This window comes from Flavobacterium olei (assembly GCF_039749035.1).
Lineage (GTDB): Bacteria > Bacteroidota > Bacteroidia > Flavobacteriales > Flavobacteriaceae > Flavobacterium > Flavobacterium olei.
Window position 1 is genome coordinate 1 of the sequence record NZ_JBDKWC010000017.1, and the last position, 666, is coordinate 666.

The window sequence follows — 666 nt, forward strand, 5'->3', positions numbered from 1 at the left end:
CTGCAATGACTTACGGGTTGCAGCGTTTGAAGTTTGGCTGCTCCATCCGGTGTAAACCGGTCTGCCAAAAGCATCGTATTTGGTAATAGTCCACCCGACGGTACTATCACCTGTAAAAGGCGATGTTGCAGGTCCTGTTGCCACGGGTCTGTCGAGTCTGTCATATACAATAAATTCCCACTGCCTGCCGGGAAGCTTTTTTTCTACCAAACGATTTGTATCATCGTATTTGTATTGATAGCATAAACCGTTAAGTACAGCAGAATCAATAGTTCCTTCGACTTTTGGCGGAATCACATAGGTTAAGTTTCCGTAGATGTCGTAAACATAATAAGTATCATGTTTATCAGCTCCATCATAGGTTCTTTTCAGTACAACCTGTCCTTCTTTATTTTTAAATTCAACTGTTGAACCAGAACCTTCTACCGGACTTGCAGAAGTGTTTTCGTCATAAGTAATTGTTTTATACAATTGATTTTCCGCATAAAATCCAGCATCGGAAAATGAAATATCATATAATCCGGAACCGGCGCTCCAGGTGGCTGTTGCCTGATATAACTTTACCTCATCTGCTGTATTGGTCTGGTAATCCAGTTTTATTTCATGACCGCTTCCCATTGCCCACGAATTCCCCGGAGCTGCCTGTTTTAAGATTCTGTTTAACGG

The 666-nt window shown here is 41.9% G+C and carries 1 pseudogene; it reads right to left on the reverse strand.

Annotated features, from left to right (window positions below):
- Positions 1-666, reverse strand: a pseudogene (locus ABEB31_RS21615) (DUF6443 domain-containing protein); the annotation flags it as partial.